The 15,849-nt window shown below is 65.2% G+C and carries 12 protein-coding genes; 7 read left to right on the forward strand and 5 right to left on the reverse strand.

The genetic code is table 11. The features are described from left to right. Nucleotides 1–11 precede the first annotated feature (11 nt). Complete coding sequence (locus tag GPJ75_RS04035) at nucleotides 12–1,199, forward strand: MFS transporter (protein WP_163265371.1); 1,188 nt, start codon at nucleotides 12–14, stop codon at nucleotides 1,197–1,199. A 98-nt stretch (nucleotides 1,200–1,297) separates the two neighbouring features. Here the strand turns inward: GPJ75_RS04035 and GPJ75_RS04040 are convergent, their stop codons facing one another. The 3 genes from GPJ75_RS04040 to GPJ75_RS04050 all read right to left on the reverse strand — a co-directional run bounded on the left by GPJ75_RS04040 (nucleotide 1,298) and on the right by GPJ75_RS04050 (nucleotide 5,880). Then, nucleotides 1,298–1,456 carry a DUF3309 family protein gene (locus GPJ75_RS04040; RefSeq protein WP_163265373.1) on the reverse strand — a complete coding sequence of 53 codons (159 nt, stop codon included), beginning with the start codon at nucleotides 1,454–1,456 and terminating at the stop codon, nucleotides 1,298–1,300. 83 nt (nucleotides 1,457–1,539) lie between these two features. Beyond that, the gene (locus GPJ75_RS04045) at nucleotides 1,540–4,707 is read right to left on the reverse strand and encodes an efflux RND transporter permease subunit (RefSeq protein WP_163265375.1); all 3,168 of its coding nucleotides are present in this window, start codon (nucleotides 4,705–4,707) and stop codon (nucleotides 1,540–1,542) included. Nucleotides 4,708–4,731: 24 nt separating this feature from the next. Then, nucleotides 4,732–5,880, reverse strand: coding sequence for an efflux RND transporter periplasmic adaptor subunit (locus GPJ75_RS04050; protein ID WP_163265377.1), 1,149 nt, complete (start codon nucleotides 5,878–5,880; stop codon nucleotides 4,732–4,734). A 279-nt stretch (nucleotides 5,881–6,159) separates the two neighbouring features. Here GPJ75_RS04050 and GPJ75_RS04055 point away from each other — a divergent pair, with 279 nt between their 5' ends. Next, on the forward strand, nucleotides 6,160–6,783 hold the full coding sequence (locus tag GPJ75_RS04055; RefSeq protein WP_163265379.1) for a TetR/AcrR family transcriptional regulator: 624 nt from the start codon (nucleotides 6,160–6,162) through the stop codon (nucleotides 6,781–6,783). A gap of 107 nt (nucleotides 6,784–6,890) precedes the next feature. Here GPJ75_RS04055 and GPJ75_RS04060 read toward each other — a convergent pair whose 3' ends face one another. After that, nucleotides 6,891–7,673 carry a 3-hydroxybutyrate dehydrogenase gene (locus tag GPJ75_RS04060; RefSeq protein ID WP_163265381.1) on the reverse strand — a complete coding sequence of 261 codons (783 nt, stop codon included), beginning with the start codon at nucleotides 7,671–7,673 and terminating at the stop codon, nucleotides 6,891–6,893. Nucleotides 7,674–7,838: 165 nt separating this feature from the next. Continuing rightward, the gene (locus tag GPJ75_RS04065; protein ID WP_163265383.1) at nucleotides 7,839–9,098 is read right to left on the reverse strand and encodes a Zn-dependent hydrolase; all 1,260 of its coding nucleotides are present in this window, start codon (nucleotides 9,096–9,098) and stop codon (nucleotides 7,839–7,841) included. Nucleotides 9,099–9,269: 171 nt separating this feature from the next. On the opposite strand from GPJ75_RS04065, the gene GPJ75_RS04070 reads away from it, so the two are divergent. The 5 genes from GPJ75_RS04070 to GPJ75_RS04095 all read left to right on the forward strand — a co-directional run bounded on the left by GPJ75_RS04070 (nucleotide 9,270) and on the right by GPJ75_RS04095 (nucleotide 15,721). Then, nucleotides 9,270–10,802, forward strand: a complete 1,533-nt coding sequence (locus GPJ75_RS04070; protein WP_246248915.1) for an ABC transporter substrate-binding protein — start codon at nucleotides 9,270–9,272, stop codon at nucleotides 10,800–10,802. 263 nt (nucleotides 10,803–11,065) lie between these two features. Continuing rightward, nucleotides 11,066–12,013, forward strand: a complete 948-nt coding sequence (locus GPJ75_RS04080) for an ABC transporter permease (protein ID WP_163265387.1) — start codon at nucleotides 11,066–11,068, stop codon at nucleotides 12,011–12,013. Further along, entirely contained in the window at nucleotides 12,010–13,959 is a 1,950-nt protein-coding gene (locus GPJ75_RS04085) for a dipeptide/oligopeptide/nickel ABC transporter permease/ATP-binding protein (RefSeq protein WP_205602460.1), read from the forward strand. The genes GPJ75_RS04080 and GPJ75_RS04085 overlap by 4 nt, the downstream gene beginning before the upstream one ends. Beyond that, complete coding sequence (locus GPJ75_RS04090; RefSeq protein WP_163265389.1) at nucleotides 13,956–14,948, forward strand: ABC transporter ATP-binding protein; 993 nt, start codon at nucleotides 13,956–13,958, stop codon at nucleotides 14,946–14,948. The genes GPJ75_RS04085 and GPJ75_RS04090 overlap by 4 nt, the downstream gene beginning before the upstream one ends. Continuing rightward, entirely contained in the window at nucleotides 14,945–15,721 is a 777-nt protein-coding gene (locus tag GPJ75_RS04095) for a FadR/GntR family transcriptional regulator (protein WP_163265391.1), read from the forward strand. The genes GPJ75_RS04090 and GPJ75_RS04095 overlap by 4 nt, the downstream gene beginning before the upstream one ends. The last annotated feature ends 128 nt before the right edge of the window (nucleotides 15,722–15,849 follow it).

Here is a 15,849-nt window from a genome sequence, read left to right on the forward strand (position 1 = left end):
CGGATATCGACATGTCACAAGAGAACGCGCTCTCCGGCCGCTGGGCCGTTGCCACCTTTTTCTTCGTCAACGGCTTCATGGTCGGCAGCTGGGCACCGCAGATCCCGCTGCTTGTCGCACGCTTCTCGCTGAGTGAGACGGTGCTTGGCCTGCTTATCCTCATCTTCGGCCTCGGGGCTGTCGTGGCGATGCCGATGTGCGGCTGGCTCATCAGTCGCCACGGCTCGCGCGCGGTGGCGCGGGTGTCCGGCGTCTTGTGCGCCTGCTCGCTTCTTGCCATAGCCGCGGCACCGGGCATGCCGACGCTGATCGCGGCACTTGTCGCCTTCGGCGGCCTTTTGGGCGGCATGGATGTCGCCATGAACTCCAATGCGGTGGTCGTGGAGCGCCGGCTGCAGCGCGCCATAATGTCCTCCTCGCATGGCTTCTGGAGCCTCGGCGGTTTTGTCGGCGCGGGTGTGGGTGGCGTCTTGGCCGAGCAATGGGGGCATCTGGCGCATGCCGGCGCCGTCACCGTCTTTGCGCTCGTGCTAGTGTTGGCCGCTATGCCGAAGCTCATCGTCGAGCGCAAGCCTGCGGCGACGGGCGGCGGCCAGCTGAGCGGCTTCCCGCGCAATCCGCTCGTCTATCTGACCGGCATCGTCGCCTTGTTCTCGATGGCGCCGGAGGGGGCCGTCCTCGATTGGGCGGCTCTTTACCTGCGCCAGGAGATGGGCGCCGGCCTGGCTACGGCGAGCCTCGCGTTCACTGCATTTTCCGGGGCGATGGCCCTGATGCGCTTCCTCGGCGACGGCGTGCGTAATCGACTTGGTGCAGTAACAACGATGCGGCTCTCGGGTATCGTCGCCGCATTCGGCATGCTGGGGGCGGGGCTCGCGTCCTCGCCGGCCGCTGCCACGGTGGCCTTCGCGTTGGCCGGGCTGGGGATTGCCAATATGGTGCCCATCGCCTTCTCTGCGGCAGGCAACCAGCCCGGCATTTCGTCGGCCGCCGGCATGAGCGTGGCCACCACGATCGGCTATTCCGGCATGCTCGCCGCGCCCTCCATCGTCGGCTTCGTGGCCGAGCGGACGGGCTTTACACCGGTATTCATCGGCTTTGCCGTACTTCTGGGCGTGGTGCTTTTGATGTCGAACCTGGTGCGGTCGGCGGACGACATCGCGGAGCAGCCGGAGCCTTCGGCCAGCGCTTCCGGGTGATCACGCCCCCTGCTTGCGCCTGAAACACCTCATGGGGTTGGGATGGAAGCGCAGCCCGCCCCTTCCGGGTGAGAATGGACGGGCTGTTTGCCGTTGCGTCATATCCTGCCCATCAAGGCCAGGATGAGAACCACCAAAAGAATAACGCCCACAATGCCGGAGGGGCCATAGCCCCAACCGCTCGAATAGGGCCATGTCGGTATCGCGCCGAGCAGGATCAATATCAATATGATGATGAGGATGGTTCCGAGTGACATCGCATTGTTCCTGTCTTTTGTGACATAACTGCGGAACAACGCTTTGCCGGCACGGCGGGTTCCCCGCCGTGCCGGCGCCGGCTTTATTCGGCGGCCTTGGGGAAGGCCGTAACGGGTGCATCCTCTTCGGGTCTCCCCGCGTCCTCACCCTCCTGGCGGCGACGACGGAAGAGGCGGGCAAGCAGGCTGCGGCGCTTCTCACCCGCCGGCCGTGCCTCGCGGGTGAACACCATCAGCGCCGCTGGCGTGACGATCAGCGTCAACACCGTGGCAAAGCTCAGGCCGTAGACGATGGCTCCCGACAGCGAGATCCACCATTGGGTGGACGGGGCGCCGAAGGTGACCTCCCGGTCTGCCAGCTCCAGCCCGAGGGCGAAGGCGATCGGCAATACGCCGAGGATGGCCGAAATCGCTGTCAGAAGCACCGGGCGGGCACGCTCACGGCAGGTCTGGATGATGGCGTCATACTTCTTCATGCCCTCATCACGCAGCCTGTCGTAGGTGTCGATAAGGACAATGTTGTTGTTCACCACGACGCCCGCGAGCGCGATCACGCCGATGCCCGACATGACGATGCCGAAGGTCTGGCCGGTGATCAGAAGGCCAAGGAAGACGCCGATCGTCGCCATAACCACCGTCATCAGCACCAGCAGGACGCTGGTGAACTTGTTGAACTGGGCGAGCAGCACCACGAAGATGAGGAAGATCGCCGCGCCGAACGCCTTCGACAGGAAGGCCGCGGCCTCGTCGCTCTCCTCGCTCGAGCCGGCGAGCTTCCAGCGCGTGGCGCCGAAGTCCATACCGTTGAGCTCCGAGATCACCTGTTGCTGTACCGCCGCTTCCTGATAACCGCTGGCGATGTTGGCGGTGACGGTGATCGTGCGCTGGGCGTCGATGCGGTTCAGGATGCCGCTGCTCCGCTCCGGTTCGCGGGTAACGAAGTTGGAAATCGGCACCGGCCCCTGCGCAGTCTCGATGCGAAGCTGGTCCAGCGTCGACAGCGTACGCCGGTCCTCCGGCAGACGCAGGCGGATGTCCACCGCATCGTCGACGCCGGCGGGGCGGTACTCCGATAGCTTCAGGCCGTTGGTCACGAGCTGCACCACGTTGCCGACCGCGGTGGGGCTGACGCCGTACTGGGCGGCCTTGGGCCGGTCGACGCGGATGGCCCAGTCGATGCCCGGCGGGGGAAGGCCGTCAGCAATATCGATGACGCCGTCGATCCCCCTCAGCATTTCGGCGACGGCTGCCGCCTGGTCGTTGAGCCCCTCGGGATTCGCAGCGGAAAGCTGCACCTGGATGGGCTGGCCCGTGGGCGGGCCGGCATCGGGCACGCGCACCTCGACCTCGACGCCAGGCATGCTGGCCATCTCGGTGCGCAGATCGTTCAGAATCTCGCCCGCCGGCTTGCGCTCGCGCCAGTCTACGAACTCGTACTGTAGGACGCCGATCACATCCTCGTCGATGTCCTCGCCGCCGCCGCGCGTCTGGCCGACGCGGGTGTAGACGGTTTCGATGCCCGGCCAGCCGACCAGCTTCTCCTCGGCCGGCCGCACCAGCCGGTCCATCTCCTCGAGCGAGAGATTGCCGCGCGCATGCACGTACATCAGGCCGTATTCGGGCTCGACATCGGGGAAGAACTCGACGCCGGCGCCGTATTGCGTATAGGCGACCTGCACGCCGACCAGGAGGGCGACCGTCAAGAGAAGCACGGTCTTGGGGAAGCGAAGGGCCTGCCGCACGAAACGGATGTACCAGCCATCCGGCGGCGGCTCTTCATGCACGTGCGCCTTGGCGAAGAGCGCGCCCAATGTGGGCGTGAATATGAGCGCGTAGATCATCGACGCGGCCAGCGTGACGATCAGCGTGATCGGCAGATACTTCATGAATTCGCCGACGATGCCCGGCCAGAACAACAGCGGCGAGAAGGCGGCGATGCGGGTCATGGTGGCGGCGATCACCGGGCCGGCCATGCGCTTGGCGGCGAGCTCGAAGGCCTGCGCCTTCGGCATCCCTTCCGTCATGCGCCGCTCGGCGAACTCAGTGACGATGATGGCGTCGTCCACCAGCATGCCGACGGCCAGGATGAGGCTGAACAGCACCACCATGTTGACCGTATAGCCGCCCAGGGAGAGCGCAAAGATGCCCATCAGGAAGGACGCAGGCACGGCCAGGCCGATGAGCAGCGAGGCGCGGCCCGACAGCGTGTAGAGGACGATGATGAAGACCAGGATAATGGCGATCAGCACGTGGTTCTGCAGATCGTCCAGCATGTCGCGGATGAACACCGACTTGTCCTGGCTGTAGGACACGTGCACGCCCTCGGGCATGGTCTGGACGAATTCCTCCGACACCTTTTTCACGGCGTCGACGGTGTCGACCAGGTTGGATCCGACGCGCTTCTTCACCTCGATGGCGATGGCCTTCCGGCCGTCGAGGCGTGTGATGGTCTCCGCGTCGGTGAAGGTGGAGCGGATGGTGGCCAGATCGCGGGCTCGCACCACCGCGTCCCTGGTCGCCACGACCGGCAGGTTAGCGATGTCTTCGACATTCTCGATGAGCGAAGGCACCTTGACGGCGTAGCGGCCCTCACCGCCTTCCAGCGCGCCGGCGGCGACCAGGCTATTGGAGGCGTTGACGGCGTTGATGAGCTGGTCGAGCTGCAGCCCGTAGGAAGACAGCTTGACAGGGTCGATGACGATTTCCGCCAATTCGTCGCGCGCGCCCTGCAGCGAGCCTTCCAGAACGCCCGGGATCTCCTCGATGCGGTCGCGCAAGTTGCGCGCGGCGGTCGTCAGAGCACGTTCGGGAAGTTCGCCCGAGAGCGTGACGACAAGAACGGGGAATTCCGAAACGTTGACTTCGTTTACGGAAGGCTCATCGGCGCCGGAAGGTAGATCGCGCTCGGCGTCCGACACTTTGGCGCGCACATCCTCGATCGCGTTGGAGAAGTCGTAGCCAGCCTGGAACTCGACCAGCACGTAGCCGCCGCCCTCATAGGCGGCCGAGCGCATTTCCTTGACGCCCTCCAGGCCCTTGAGCGCGGTCTCCACCGGCCGCAGCAGCAACCGCTCCGAATCCTCGGGCGAAATGCCCTGGTAGCTCAGGCTGACATAGATGACCGGGATCGGAACGTCCGGCTCGGCTTCCTTGGGGATGTCCACATAGGCTATCGCGCCGGCGACAACGAAGAACAGCAATATGGACAGCGTGAGCCGCGCATTGCGTATGGCAAGTCGAACAATATCCATCGATCGGTGTCCCCGTCGCGCGCGCTACTGCTGCATCGCTTTCTGCATGGCAGGGTTGCCGGCAAGGCTACGAAGCGTGCTTTCATCGACCTCTTCGGCGTTCACGGTCTCTCCGTCCGTCACCAGGTCCTGACCGGCGACGATGATGCGGGCATCCGAAGGTATGCCGGCCAGGTAGAGGGCCTGTGGTGTGTCGTCGACGATGTCGATGGGATAGAAATCCACCTTCCCAGCAGGATCCACCGCGCGCACGCCCAGTTCACCGTTTGCGTTCAGTGTGACGACCGAGCGCGGCAAGGCCACGGTCTCCACCCTCTGCGCCAGGATGTTGATCTCCGCCGTCATGCCGGCGGGAATGCGGCCGTCCGGATTGTCGATCGCCACCTCGATGCGATAGGTGCGGGTCTGAGGCGAGGCGGCACGGCGCATATGCCGTATTGTGCCGCGCAGCGTCTCGCCGTTGACAAGGCGCACCTCCGCTTCGTCGCCGGTCTGGATGTTGCCGAGATTGCGCTCGCTGACCTCACCGACGGCGAGGATGGGGTCGAGCTTCAGCAGCGTGACTGCCTCGGCGCCTTGCATCAGAGAACTGCCCTCCTCCGTATGCACCTGGTCGATGACACCCGAGAAGGGCGCGCGCACGGTCACGCGGTCGAGATCGGCCTCGGCCGTTTCCAGTGCCGAGCGGGCGTTGGCAAGGGCGGAACGGGCTTCGTCGAGCCGCAGGGTGGCGATGTTGCCGCTCTGGGCCAACCGCTCGGCGGCAGCGGCCTCTGCTTCACGCTGGACCAGCGTCTGGCGCGCGGATTCCACGGCTGCTCTCTTGCCCTCCGTTTCGAGCCGCAGCACAAGGTCGCCCTCCTTGACGACGGCACCCTCGGAGAAGGGAAGCTCCTCGACAATACCGGCCGCGCGCGCGGCCAGGACCGACTGCTTGTCCGCCTCTGTCTGCCCGGAGATGCGGATGGTACGCGCATGCTCGAGCCGCGGCGGCACCGCCACTTGGACCGTCTTGAGAACGGTCGGACGTTCCGTCTCGGCTTCGGCGGTTCTGGCGGCCTCGGCTTCCTGGCTCGCACTACCAACGGAGGAAAATTTTCCTGTCGCAATCCAGGCAGCGGTTGCGACGAGAACGACGACAGCCGCAACCTTGTGGAACTTTATCTTTGGCATGACGATTTCCAGTCTGCTGGACCCCTGCCGAACGCAACAAAATTTGATCCCATATGGGGTCGGCGGGTGGACGGTTCAATCTTACCGCAGGATACGACTTATCCCCTTACAGCGGTCTTGCGTTGCAAAAAAGCCGCACGGTCCACCACTCCTGACAACAGGCTGTCACCATGGTTGCGGTCGTGCTTTCCCGAGAATGCCCCGCGCTAGCACAAAGGGGGCATTTCGAGCAGCGACACATTGACAAATTGCGTAATTTTGTCAACAACCAATTGCACGATGGTAGTGAGCACTCCAAGAACAATAGAAAACAGCGGGGCGGATGATCCGAGACGGGCGCGTATCCTTGAAGCTGCAATGCAGGTTTTCCTCGCCTACGGCTTCTCGCGCACGACGATGGACGATATTGCGCGCGCCGTGGAGATTTCGCGGCCGGCGCTCTACCTTCTTTTCCGCAACAAAGCGGACATCTTCCGCGCCGTCGGCGAGACGATGCTCGCGCGTTCGCGCGAGGGTGCCTCCGCGGTGCTGTTCGAGGAGGGGCCGCTCGACGCACGCCTGATGGCGGCGCTCGATCGGGCGCTTTTCCAGCTGTTCCGCATGATCGAGCATTCGCCGCACGGCGACGAGCTCATCGACGTGAACCACAACATCGCCTCGGACATGGTCGCCGGCTGGCGGCAAGGTATGGTCGACTGCTTCGCCAGGGCAATCGGGGAAGAGGCGCAACGGCGCGGAGTGCGGCTGGAGGAGCGTGGGCTGTCCGCGCAATCGCTCGCGGAGATGCTGTTCGATGTGCTGGAGGGGCTGAAGGCCCGCGGCCTGTGCGGCACGCACGCCGAGGAGTCGGCGCGTCGGTTCGTCACGCTGATCGATTTGGCGCTGAAGGAGAATAGCTTCTAGAGCAATTCCAGGAAAAGTGGGAACCGGTTTTCCGTCCGGAATTGCTACAAGACAACGAGTTGCACCAGTACATCGATTCCGTGAAACGATGAACTGGTGTAGGTGTGCTACCGCGCGGTCCAGCCGCCGTCGACCGAAAGCGTGGTGCCGGTGATCAGCGCGGCGTTGTCGGAGCACAGGAAGACGGCGGCGGCGCCGATCTGCTCGACGGTGGCGAACTCGCGGATCGGCTGCCGCGCCAGCATCACCTCGCGCACCACCGTTTCGCGGTCCATGTTATGCGCAGCCATCTGGTCGGGGATCTGCGCCTCCACCAGCGGCGTGAGCACATAGCCCGGGCAGATGGCGTTGCAGGTCACATGATCGTCGGCCACCTCCAGCGCCACCGTCTTCGTCAGCCCGACCACGCCGTGCTTGGCGGCGATATAGGCCGATTTGAAAGGCGAGGCGCGCAGGCCGTGGGCAGACGAGATGTTGACGATGCGCCCCTTGCCCTGACGCTTCATGTGCGGCACGGCGGCGGCGATGGTGTGGAAGGCGGAGGACAGGTTGATGGCGATGATCGCGTCCCACTTTTCCGTCGGAAACGTCTCCACGGCCTCCACATGCTGGATGCCGGCATTGTTGATGAGGATATCGACCGTGCCGAAGCGCTCTACGGTCACCTCAACAAGCCGGCGGCACTCTTCCCCCTTGGACATGTCGGCCTGGATATAAGCCGCCGTCACACCGTACTCACGGGCGATGCCGTCGGCCAGCGCGTGATCTTCCTCCGCGTCGGTGAAGGAGTTGACGACCACGTTGCAACCATCGGCGGCCAGCGCGCGTGCGATGCCCAGCCCGATGCCCGAGGTCGAGCCGGTGACGATGGCGGTTCTTGCCTTGCTCACGTGAGATGCCTCCTTGCCTGACGGTCGGGACCATATTGCAATGCATCGTCACTTGCCAAGCGGTCGCGGCGCTTCACCGGGGCAGGGCAAGGGATGGTGACGGTGTATAGTGAATGGCGGGACTTCCTTAGCTGGCGAGGTTGCCGAACCACCTCTACTCACCACTCACTCCTGCACCCCCGCGATCTCCATTGCCGCATGGAGCAGCAAATTCGTCCCCGCCTCTATATCGGCCCAGTCCGTTCTCTCCTCCGGCGCATGGCTGATGCCACCGACGGACGGCACGAAGATCAGGCCTGCGCGCGTGATCCCCGCCATCGTCTGCGCGTCGTGGCCGGCGCCACTCGGCATCAGGGGGGCGTCGAGGCCGAGGCGTTTGGCGGCGCGCTGGCATGCGGCGACGATCTCTGGGTGGCAGGGGGAGGGGGCGAGCCAGCTTGTCTCCTCGATCGAGAAGGAAAGACCGTGCTTCTTCGCCGCGGCCTCAATGCGCGCCTTCGCACCTTCCGCCAAGGCCCGCATCACCGTCTCGTCCATGTCGCGGGCGACCAGCGAGAACTCCGCATGGCCGGGCACCGTGTGCGGGAAGTTGGGCTCCACCGCCACCTTGCCGATGGTCACGCGGCTCGTCTCGCTGCCGCGCTCGGCGATCAGCTCGGGGATGCCGTGGGCGAAGTCGGCCAGTCCCATGAACGCGTCGCGGCGCATGTCCATGGGAGTGGTGCCGGAATGGTTCGCCTCGCCGGCAAGGCGGACCGTCCAGTTGAAGACGCCGGAAATGCCGGTGACGATGCCAGCCGGCTTCCCCGCTGCCTCCAGCATCGGGCCTTGCTCCACGTGCAGTTCCAGGAAGGCGGCGATGGAGCCTTCCGGCCGTTTCGCCTTCAGCGCTTCATAGGGCTCCAGCCCCTGCCTGCGCATGGCGTCGAAGAGCCGCGTGCCGCCGTCGTCATGCGCCGTCTCCAGCCATTCGCGCGTCACCTGCCCGGCAAGCGCCTGGGCGCCGAACATGCCGCCGAAGCGGCCTTCCTCCTCGGCCGTGGCGATCACCTCCACGGGCCGTGTCGGCGTCAGGCCGGCCTCTTTCATGGCGCGCACGCATTCGAGCGCGGCAATGACACCCAGCGCACCGTCGAGCATGCCGCCGTCGGGCACGCTGTCGAGATGCGAGCCGAGCATGACCGCGGGCCCGTCGCCCACTTCCCAACGGCCCGAAAGATTGCCCGCGCCGTCCATGGAAACGGCGAGCCCGGCCCCCTCCATCAGCTTCGCAACGAAACGCCGTCCCTCCATGTCCGCATCGGAAAAGCTGACCCGGTCGATGCCGCCCGTCGCCGGGTTGCGACCGATACCGCCAAGGGCTTCAAGGTCGCGGCGCAGGCGCTGGGGGTCGATGCGCGGTGGGCGGGCGGTCTCGCTGGTCATGATCGATGCCTAGCCATGGCTAAAATTTGGGCAAGGAGAGGTGGATTCAGGCCTTGCGTATTTATCATGATAAATTACGATCTCAATCGATAATAATGTTCCAAGAGAAATGTGGAGGTTGTCATGACAGGGTTTTCGCGCGTGCTCAAAGGCGCGCTCGCAGGGCTGGCCATGGCGGGCTTCGCCGCGGGCGGTCTCCAGCCGGCCGAGGCGCAGACGCCCCCCAACGTGCTGATAGTCGGCCAGATCGCCGAGCCGAAGTCGCTCGATCCGCACGCGGTGACAGCTGTCAACGACTTCCGCATCCTGATGAACGTCTATGACGGCCTCGTGCGCTATAGCGATGGCACGCTGGAGGTGGAGCCGGCGTTGGCGACAAGCTGGGAAATTTCCGAAGATGGCCTGACCTATACGTTCAAGCTGCGCGAGGGCGTGACCTTCCATGACGGCTCGCCCTTCAACGCGGAAGCGGTGAAGTTCAATTTCGGGCGCTTCCTGAAGGAAGACCATCCCTATCACGACACCGGCCCGTTCCCGCTCGCCTTCTTCTTCTCGGCGGTCGAGGAAGTGACGGCGGAAGACGAGCACACGGTCGTCTTCACGCTCAACGAGCCCTATGCGCCGTTCCTCTCCAACCTCGCCTACCCGATGGGGCTGATCGTCTCGCCGGCGGCGGTGGAGGAGCATGGCAAGGATTTCGGCCGCAATCCCTCCGGCACAGGGCCTTTCAAATTTGCTGAATGGGAAAGCAACTCGCGCGTGGTGGTAGAGCGCAACGCGGACTACTGGGACGGCGCGCCGCCGCTTGAAGCCATCGTCTTCCGTCCCATCACCGATGCCAACACGCGCGTCGCCGAGATGCTTTCGGGCGGCCTCGACCTGATGGTCGAGGTGCCGCCGGACAATGTGGCGCAGTTCGCCGACGATCCGGCCTTCGCCGTCTCTGAGCAGGCGGGACCGCATGTCTGGTTCCTTATCCTCAACATGAAAGAGGAGCCGTTCAAGGAAAAGGCCGCGCGACAGGCGGTGAACCACGCCATCAACAAGCAGGCCCTGGTGGAGAACGTGCTGCAGGGTACGGCCGAGATCGCCGCCGGCCCGACGCCGCCGGCCTTCGCCTGGGCCTACAACGAGGCCCTGGAGCCCTATCCTTACGATCCGGAGAAGGCGAAGCAGCTTCTTGAAGAGGCCGGCTATGACGGCGAGGAGGTGGTCTTCTACGTCACGGAAGGCGGCTCGGGCATGCTCGATCCCGTCGCCATGGGCACGGCCATCCAGGCCGACCTCGCCGCCGTCGGCATGAATGTGAAGATCGAGACCTACGAGTGGAACACGTTCCTCGGCGAGGTGAACCCGGGCCTCGAAGGCAAGGCGGACATGGCCGAGATGGCGTGGATGACCAACGATCCGGACACGCTGCCCTATCTGACGCTGCGCACGGATGCTTTTCCGGACAAGGGCGGCTTCAACTCCGGCTACTACTCCAATCCGGAAGTCGACACCATCCTCCAGCAGGCGCGCCAGGCCACCGAGCCGGAAGAGCGCGCCGCGCTCTACCAGCAGATGCAGGAGATTGTCCACGAGGACGCGCCCTGGGCCTTCATCGCCAATTGGAAGCAGAATGCTGTCGCAAAGGCCGAAGTGCAGAACTTCAAGCTGCAGCCGTCCTTCTTCCTTATCCTGAGGGATGTGGCGAAACAGTAGTTTTGCGAGAGTTTGATGCTGCCCGTGACCAGCCCCTTCGCGCCCCCCTCTGGCCTGCCGGCCATCTCCCCCACAAGGGGGGAGATCAGGGGCGGTGATGTTGGCGCCCTCTTAATAAATACAGGCGCCAAGTCTGACGACGGCATAATCTCCCCCCTTGTGGGGGAGATGGCCGGCAGGCCAGAGGGGGGCGCGAAGGGGCGGAGGCTGAGGAAAGCCAAGCTTGGCGTCACTTTTCCCGTTGCCCCTTGGGGGCACGTCTGATGCTCGCCTATTTCCTCAAGCGCCTTCTAATGGCCGTGCCGGTGCTGTTCGGCCTGACGGTCATCGTCTTTCTTATCATGGCGATGATCCCTGGCGACCCGGCGACGGCCATCCTGGGCGCCTACGCGACGCCGGAAAATGTCGAGCGGATCAACCGGCAGCTCGGCCTCGACCGCAGCCTGCCGGAGCAATATTTCATCTGGCTCGGCAACCTCCTGCAGGGCGATTTCGGCCGCTCCTATTCGCTCAACCGGCCGGTCATCGATGAGGTGCTGGAGCGTTTCAACGCAACGCTCATCCTCGCCGGCGCTTCCCTTGTCCTGTGCACCGTCTTCGGCCTTGTCGCCGGCATCGTCTCGGCCGTGCGCCAGTTCAGCTGGACGGACCGCATCGTCACCTTCTTCGTCCTCGTCGGCATCTCGATGCCTTCCTTCTGGCTGGGGCTCATCCTGATCCTCGTCTTCGCCGTCAACCTGCGTTGGCTGCCGCCGTCCGGCATGTATGCGATCTATGGCGGCGGCGGGCCGCTCGACCTGTTGTTGCATCTGGCGCTGCCGGCGATCACGCTGGCCGTGGTGGCGACGGGGGTGATCGCCAGGCTCACGCGCGCGGCCATGCTCGAAGTCCTGCGCCAGGATTATATCCGCACCGCCCGCGCCAAGGGCCTGTCGGAGCGCAGGGTGATCTATCGCCACGCCTTCAAGGCGGCGCTCGTCGGCGTTATTCCGGTTATCGGCATCCAGGCCGGCTTCGTGCTCGGCGGGGCGGTCTATATCGAGACCGTGTTCCAGTGGCCGGGCATCGGCCGCATGCTGGTACAGGCGATCTCCACCCGCGATCTGCTTCTGGTGCAGGGCGGTGTATTGGTGGTGGCCGCCAGCTACGTGCTGTTCAACCTCCTCGCCGACATGGTTCAGCACATGCTTGATCCGAGGCTGAAGACATGAGCACGGCCACTGACACCGCAAAACCCGTCGAGCCGATGAGGAAGAGCGGGCGGCCGAGCTTTTTCGCGCTCCTGGTGGCGAACCGCCTGGCCGCCTTCGGCCTCGGCCTCCTGGTGGTGATCGCGCTCGCCGCCCTCCTCACGCCGTTTCTGCCCTTGCAACCGCCCGACATCACAAATCCGGCCAACCGCCTTCTTCGTCCGCTCACGGAAGGCCACCTCCTGGGCACGGATCAGTTGGGCCGCGACCTTCTTTCCCGTCTCATGTGGGGCGCGCGCGTCTCCATCGCCGTCGGCCTGTCGGCGACGCTGGTGGCGGCGGTCGTCGGCTCGGCCATCGGCCTCGTCGCCGGCTATGCGGGCGGGCGCACGGACAATTTCATGATGCGCGGCATCGACATGCTGATGGCCTTCCCCTACATCCTGCTCGCGCTGGCCATCGTCGCCGTGCTCGGCCCGGGCCTGATGAACGCGCTCTATGCCATCGCCGTCGTCAACATCCCCTTCTTCGCCCGCAACATCCGCGGCGTCACGCTGTCACTCGCCCATCGCGAGTTCGTCGACGCGGCAAGGCTTTCGGGCAAGGGGCATCTGCGCATCCTCCTCTCCGAAGTGCTGCCGAATGTGCTGCCCGTCATCGTCATCACCATGTCGACCACCGTCGGCTGGATGATCCTGGAGACGGCGGGGCTCTCCTTCCTCGGCCTCGGCGCACAGCCGCCACAGGCCGATCTCGGCTCCATGCTGGGTGAGGGGCGCAAGCTTCTGTTCACCGCGCCGCACGTTTCCATCGTGCCGGGCCTGATGATCTTCGCCCTCGTCATGAGCATCAATCTCGTCGGCGACGGCATCCGCGACGTGCTCGACCCGCGGCTCAAGTCCGGCGCGCTCAGCCGTCCCGCCGCGGCGACGGCGGTGAAGCGCGAGGGCGTGCCGGCGATGCCGGATGCGCCCGCGAAAGCAGCGCTCGACGTGCGCGACCTCAGGACTGAGTTCCGCGTCGGCGGCGATGTCTACAAGGCCGTCGGCGGGGTGAGCTTCCAGCTCAGGGAACGCGAGTGTCTCGGTCTGGTGGGCGAATCGGGCTCCGGCAAGTCCGTCACCGCCATGTCGCTCCTCGGCCTCGTGCCGACGCCGCCCGGGCGCATTGCCGGCGGCCGCGTCCTCTACCAGGGCCGCGACCTCCTGGAGGCTTCCGAAGCCGACTTGCGCAAACTGCGCGGTGGTGCCTTCGCCTATGTCTTCCAGGACCCGCTGTCGACGCTGCATCCGCTCTTCACCGTGGGCGACCAGGTGACGGAGGCTATCCGTGCCCACCAGCCGCTCTCCTATCGCGAGGCGTGGAAGCGGGCGGTGGCGCTTCTTAAGATGGTGCGTATCCCCAACGCCGCCGAGCGCGCGGGGTCCTATCCGCACGAACTGTCCGGCGGCATGCGTCAGCGCGTGTCGATCGCCATGGCGCTCGCCAACGACGCGGAGATCCTGATCGCCGACGAGCCAACGACCGCGCTCGACGTCACGGTGCAGGCGCAGATCCTGAAGCTCATGGACGCGCTGCAGGACGACAAGGGTGCCGCCCTCCTCTTCATCACCCACGATTTCGGCGTGGTCTCGGAAATCTGCGACCGCGTGGCGGTGATGTATGCGGGCCGCATCGTCGAGACCGGGCCGACGGATGAGGTGCTCAACGCACCCGCCCATCCCTATACGCGCAAGTTGATCGACTGCGTTCCGGTGCTGGGCGAGCCGGAACGGCGGCTCGACGCGATCTCCGGTCTGCCGCCGGCGGTCAACCGCCTGCCCGAAGGCTGCGCCTTCGCCGAGCGCTGCCCCTATGCCGAGGCGGCTTGCCGGGAGGGCGAGATCGCGCTGGAGAGCCTCGCGCCGGAGCGCGCCGTGCGCTGCATCAAGCCGCTGAAACCGGAACAGTCGGAGGCTGCGCAATGAGCGAGACGGTTCTGGCGGTGGAAGGCCTGACACGCATATTCGGCGGCGGGCGCACGCTTCTCGGCAAGAAGAAGCCGCAGGTGCACGCCGTGCAGGGGGTTGATCTATCCCTGAATGAAGGCGAGACGCTGGGCATTGTCGGCGAATCGGGTTGCGGCAAGTCCACGCTGGCGCGCATGCTCGTCGGCCTCGACGCGCCGACCGAAGGGACCATCCGCCTGAAAGGCGAGGATGTGACGGCGCTCGCCAAGAGCTCACCGCGCGGGCTTGCCCGCAGCATCCAGTACGTCTTCCAGGACCCGGTCTCTTCGCTCAACCCGCGCAAGACCATCCGCCGCATCCTCGAAGCGCCGATGAAGCATCTGCTCGGCATAGTGTCCGAAAGGCGCCGTGAGCGCCTTGCCGAGCTGATGGACGCGGTGAGCCTCAGGGCCGAGTTCCTCGACCGCTACCCGCACGAGTTCTCCGGCGGCCAGGCGCAGCGCATCGGCATCGCCCGCGCGCTCGCGGCGGAGCCGGAAATCCTGGTGCTCGACGAGCCTGTCTCGGCGCTGGACGTCTCGGTGCAGGCGCAGGTATTGAACCTGCTCGATAGTCTCAAGTCGCGCTTCGGCCTGACCTATGTCTTCATAAGCCATGATCTGTCGGTGGTGGAGAGTGTCTCCGACCGGGTGGCGGTGATGTATTTCGGGCGCATCGTGGAAGAGGCCACAGCAAGGGAACTCTTCGCCCGGCCGCGACACCCCTATACGAAGCTCCTGTTCAACTCCGCCCCGGTGCCGGGCAAGAAGGGGCTGAGGGGCGAAGAAGGCCTCGCCGAGCTCCCCGATCCCTACAACCCCCCGCCCGGTTGCGCCTTCGCGCCCCGCTGCCCGCGCGCCGATGCAACCTGCCGCGAAACCCGTCCGCCGCTCGAAGCCAGGGAAAAAGGGCGCCGGGCCGCTTGCTTCCACCCGTTGAAGGACACGGCGCTGGAGACAGCAGGATGACGGGCATGGCTGAAAAGGGCAGGGCGCGACCGCCGCGCGGGCCGAAGCGGCCGGCCGTCATCTCCGACGAGATCAAGGATTGGATCGTCACGCAGAACCTCAAGCCCGGCGATCGGCTGCCCCAGGAAAAGGCGCTGATCGAGCGCTTCCGCGCCTCCAAGGGCACCATGCGCGAGGCGCTGCGCTCGCTGGAGGCGCAAGGGCTGGTGACCACCCGCACGGGGCCGGGCGGCGGCATCTTCGTCGCCGCGCTCGAAGACACGCGGGCGATGGAGCTTCTTGCCAACTACTTCTTCTTCCGCCAACCCTCCATTGCCGACATCTACACGGTGCGCTGCCAATTGGAGCCGGAGCTTGCGGCTAGTCTCGTCGGCCGCTTGGCCGAGGAGGACTACCAGCGGCTGGAAGAGACCATGCGTGTCTACGACCATCCGGCGGAGACGGTGGGCGAGGAATATCAGCAGCGCATGGCCGAACTCGACTTCCACGCCGTGCTGGCGGAGCTGTGTCCCAACCCGGTGCTCGGCTTCATGTGTGGCTTCCTGCAGAATCTATTACGCAACCTCACCGTCTGCCGCCGCATCTACGACCGCCCCAACCCGGCGCTGCGCGAGACCGGGCTTTCCTACCAGACACGGCTGATCGCGGCGCTGAAGGCCGGAGACGGCGAAAGCGTGCGTTCCATCATGTACAAGCATATGCTGAGCGCCTGGCGCTACATGGAAGCGTGCGAAGCGGAGATGAAGACGGATTTCCTGCGGTTGGGGAGGTAGCTGGGATAAGGGCGGGATGGCGGTGAGTGCCTTCACCCTCGTGGTTCGACAGGCTCACCACGAGGGCGGGATGCAGGCCAATCCCAACCTGTCACGCTTTAACTGGCGACCATCGGCACCATTGACAT

This window comes from Chelativorans alearensis (assembly GCF_010993735.1).
Taxonomy (GTDB): domain Bacteria; phylum Pseudomonadota; class Alphaproteobacteria; order Rhizobiales; family Rhizobiaceae; genus Chelativorans; species Chelativorans alearense.

Excerpts from the sequence above, each read along its gene's own strand:
- GPJ75_RS04035 (WP_163265371.1), top strand. The coding sequence starts at position 12 with ATGTCACAAGAGAACGCGCTCTCCGGCCGCTGGGCCGTTGCCACCTTT.
- GPJ75_RS04055 (WP_163265379.1), top strand. The coding sequence starts at position 6,160 with ATGGTAGTGAGCACTCCAAGAACAATAGAAAACAGCGGGGCGGATGAT.
- GPJ75_RS04070 (WP_246248915.1), top strand. The coding sequence starts at position 9,270 with ATGGCGGGCTTCGCCGCGGGCGGTCTCCAGCCGGCCGAGGCGCAGACG.
- GPJ75_RS04080 (WP_163265387.1), top strand. The coding sequence starts at position 11,066 with ATGCTCGCCTATTTCCTCAAGCGCCTTCTAATGGCCGTGCCGGTGCTG.
- GPJ75_RS04045 (WP_163265375.1), bottom strand. The coding sequence starts at position 4,707 with ATGGATATTGTTCGACTTGCCATACGCAATGCGCGGCTCACGCTGTCC.
- GPJ75_RS04095 (WP_163265391.1), top strand. The coding sequence starts at position 14,945 with ATGACGGGCATGGCTGAAAAGGGCAGGGCGCGACCGCCGCGCGGGCCG.
- GPJ75_RS04065 (WP_163265383.1), bottom strand. The coding sequence starts at position 9,098 with ATGACCAGCGAGACCGCCCGCCCACCGCGCATCGACCCCCAGCGCCTG.
- GPJ75_RS04085 (WP_205602460.1), top strand. The coding sequence starts at position 12,010 with ATGAGCACGGCCACTGACACCGCAAAACCCGTCGAGCCGATGAGGAAG.
- GPJ75_RS04090 (WP_163265389.1), top strand. The coding sequence starts at position 13,956 with ATGAGCGAGACGGTTCTGGCGGTGGAAGGCCTGACACGCATATTCGGC.
- GPJ75_RS04040 (WP_163265373.1), bottom strand. The coding sequence starts at position 1,456 with ATGTCACTCGGAACCATCCTCATCATCATATTGATATTGATCCTGCTC.
- GPJ75_RS04050 (WP_163265377.1), bottom strand. The coding sequence starts at position 5,880 with ATGCCAAAGATAAAGTTCCACAAGGTTGCGGCTGTCGTCGTTCTCGTC.